Origin of the sequence: Aureibaculum koreense (assembly GCF_034296135.1) — a bacterium.
In the GTDB taxonomy this organism is placed as follows: Bacteria; Bacteroidota; Bacteroidia; order Flavobacteriales; family Flavobacteriaceae; genus Aureibaculum.
The window spans coordinates 1-3,029 of the sequence record NZ_JAXKVV010000042.1; the positions used below are offsets into that span (position 1 = coordinate 1).

The 3,029-nt window shown below is 34.8% G+C and carries 3 protein-coding genes; all 3 read right to left on the bottom strand.

What is annotated here, in order from left to right; all coding sequences use genetic code 11:
* Positions 1-267 (bottom strand): amidohydrolase family protein (locus tag UMM65_RS17485; RefSeq protein WP_415859578.1); only part of this gene is annotated, 267 nt, incomplete at its 3' end.
* A gap of 7 nt (positions 268-274) precedes the next feature.
* Complete coding sequence (locus tag UMM65_RS17490) at positions 275-1,732, bottom strand: tagaturonate reductase (protein ID WP_321978449.1); 1,458 nt, start codon at positions 1,730-1,732, stop codon at positions 275-277.
* A gap of 16 nt (positions 1,733-1,748) precedes the next feature.
* The coding region (locus UMM65_RS17495; protein WP_321978451.1) for a UxaA family hydrolase at positions 1,749-3,029 on the bottom strand (1,281 nt) is incomplete at its 5' end.

A 3,029-nucleotide genomic window follows, 5' to 3' on the forward strand; every position in this document is an offset into this window, starting at 1 on the left:
TTCATCAATATTTTCCGCTCGCAAGTCTGCCCAGCCAACAACTCCTTTTATAAAATCGTTTTCATTACCTAATTCCAGCAAAAAATCAGTTTCCCTTAATGTTTGATCCGCTTGTACGGCAACGCAGCCATCAATACCATTTTCTTGATATACTTTTTTTAAATCCGCGGGTAAAAAATCTTTACGAATAACGGACATAGAATCGTCTATCCATCCATGCCTTATGGTATCGTATTTCCAAAAATGTTGATGGGCGTCAATGGTCATATTTTAATTAATGTTGTGATTCAAAATTATTCAAGGTCGTTTTCATTCCCTCGTTAATAATATCACTTAAATAATTGAAAATCAATTGTTCAAATCCTTCATGCTGGGTTAAATCCTTTCCCCAAAAACTGGTATTTGTTAAAACTAACTTTACAAGTTTATCAATTTTTATTGTTCCATTATCATAAGATTTCCAACTATTAGAAAAGAAATCCAATACTTTTTTATCATCTTTTAAAGCAATCGAATCTCCATTTCTTTTTCCTCTATAAAAAACAATTAATGCGGCCAAAGAAAAAAGAAGATGGTTGGGCAACTCTTGTTTTCTTTTAATATATTCAAAAACCGAAGGCAACACCCTTGTTTTATATTTTGAAATTGAGTTTAATGAAATGCTTATCAATTGATGTTCCAAATATGGGTTTCTAAACCGATCCAACACATCATTAGCGAATTGGTCTATTTCGGATTTTGGAAGGTCTAAAATAGGACAAATTTCATTAAAAATAGCATCGTTTAAAAATTTACTAACCTCCTGATCTTCCAACGATTCCCTAACGCTATCAATTCCGTACAGATAACCAACAGGAACCAAAGTGGTATGAGCTCCGTTTAAAACACGCACCTTTAAGTTACGGTAATCTTCTAGGTTATCAACAAATTTTACATTCAAATCAGTTTTTGAAAAAGGCAGTTCTTTTTGAACAATTTCAGGTGCTTCTATGATCCAACTATGGTAATATTCACCTGCCACCATCAATTTATCATGATAATTAAGTTCTTTTTCTAACTTATCAATTCTATTTTTAGGGTAACCTGATACAATTCTATCAACCAAAGTATTGCAAAAAATATTTGCATTGATAATCCAACTTTCGAAACCTACACCTAGTTGCCAAAGATTTGCATATTTTAAAACACATTCCCTTAACTGGTGTCCATTATTTTCTATTAGCTCACATGGTAATACAATAAACCCTTTGGAAGAATCTCCAGAAAAATACTGAAATCTCTTATGCATCAATATGGTTAGTTTAGCCGGGAATTCTTGAGGTGGCTCGTCTGAATAGCTGTCTTCAGGATTAAAGCTGATACCAGCTTCGGTGGTGTTTGACACTATAAAACGAAGGTTTTCATTATTGGCGGTTTTTAAATATTTTTGCCATTCTAAGTACGGATTTATAACATCTTGAATGCTATTAATCAATTTCTTTTCCTCAATCAGTTTATCACTTTTTATACCCTCTAAAACAACAGTAAACAAACCATCTTGTTGTTTTAAATGTTTATAATTTCCATATTCTGTAGGTTTTACAATTACTACACCACCGTTAAAATCAGTCTCATCATTTAATATTTGAACCATCCAGTTTACGAAGCAACGTAAAAAATTACCTCCACCAAATTGTATAATTTTTTCGGTATGCGTATTTACAGATACAGTTTTTCTATTTAATGAATTCATTAATTTTTCTCTGTTTTTATAAGGAAATTCCCCTTTTCCATGGAATAAAATCGTTTTGACCTTTAACATTCGCTTTGGCCGGGATTTCTCCACTCGCCACTTTTATGATATGTTCTAGAATTCTTTCGCCCATACTTTCAATAGTATCTTCGCCTGTGATAACCGTACCGGCATTGATATCGGTAATATCATTCATTTTTTCGTACAAATGCGTATTGCTCGACATTTTTAATACAGGAGCTATCGGGTTTCCTGTTGGTGTGCCTAACCCAGTGGTAAAAACAATAATATTACAGCCTGATCCTGCCAATCCAGTTGTACTTTCCACATCATTACCGGGCGTACACAATAAATTGAGTCCGGGTTTGGTGACTTTTTCTGTATAATCCAACACTTCAACTATGGGAGAGGTTCCTCCTTTTTTTGCAGCTCCAGCTGATTTCATAGCATCGGTAATTAAACCGTCTTTTATATTTCCGGGTGAAGGATTATTTTCAAACCCAGAACCTACGGCAACGGAAGCTGCAGAATAAGAACGCATAAGATCTGCAAATTTCTTGGCATCTGCGTCGGTCTCGCATCTGTTTATCAATTCTTGCTCAACGCCATTTAATTCTGGAAATTCCGATAATACAGCACTCCCACCTAAACCCACTAGTAAATCTGACGTATAGCCCAAACTGGGGTTTGCAGAAATACCAGAAAATCCATCCGAGCCACCGCATTCCAAGCCTAATACCAATTTGTTTAATGGTGCAGATTTACGCTTAATTTTATTAGCTTCGGTTAATCCAATAAAAGTATGCTTAACGGCTTCTTCAATAAAATGACGTTCACTTTTACTTTTTTGTTGCTCTAAATAATAAATAGGTTTGGAGAAATTTGGATCTTTCTTAGAAATAGCCTCTTTTAAAATTGAAATTTGAGCATTTTGACAGCCCAAACTCAAAACAGTTGCTCCCGCCACATTTGAATGGGTGATATAGCCAGCCAACAAATTACAAAGCGTTTCAGAATCTTGGCGAATACCGCCACAGCCGCCATCATGTTTTAGGAATTTTATACCATCAACATTATTGAACAAACGGTTTTTTACCATTTCTTCTTGAGTGGTAATAATTGGGGTATTAAAAATTGTTTCAGCCGAAGCACCTTTTTTATATTGCTCAATCAATGCTTGGGTGTCAACGGCAAAATCTTTTTTGGTTTGGTAGCCTAGAGCATCAGCCAATGCTCCTTCTATCACATCAATATTTCTGTTTTCACAAAAAACCAGTGGAACGACCAACCAGTAATT